Raw genomic sequence first — 504 nt, 5'->3', positions numbered from 1 at the left:
ATTGCGGGTCCGTGTCAGATGGAAAGTCGAGATCATGCTTTTGAAATGGCTGGTCGTATTAAAACAATTACCGATCAAGTTGGTATGGGGTTTGTTTATAAATCAAGTTACGATAAAGCCAACAGAACCTCTTTGAGTGCGGCACGTGGTATTGGTCTTGAAAAAGCAATGGCTATTTTTTCTGATTTAAAAAAGGAGTTTGATTGTCCCATATTAACTGATGTGCATACGGAAGAGCAATGTACAATTGTTTCTTCTACGGTTGATATTTTACAAATACCGGCTTTTTTATGTCGTCAAACAGATCTTTTGGTAGCAGCTGCCAAAACAGAATGTGTTATTAACATTAAAAAAGGTCAGTTTTTAGCTCCGTGGGACATGGAGAATGTTTTAAAAAAGGTTGTTTACAGTGGTAATTCGAATGTCTTGCTTTGTGAGCGAGGCACGTCATTTGGTTACAACCGACTTATTTCTGATATGCGTTCGTTGCCTATTTTGCGTTCA

The 504-nt window shown here is 38.1% G+C and carries 1 protein-coding gene; it reads left to right on the top strand.

The window, feature by feature from the left end; genetic code table 11:
• Nucleotides 1–504, top strand: a 504-nt coding sequence (kdsA, locus tag ACFIO3_RS15925) for a 3-deoxy-8-phosphooctulonate synthase (protein ID WP_375704847.1), incomplete at both ends; no start/stop codon positions are given.

The sequence above is a fragment of the Bartonella sp. AD328YNZD genome (assembly GCF_042196425.1).
Note: the sequence above shows the minus strand (reverse complement) of the source record. Positions and strands in the feature narration are given on the sequence as shown.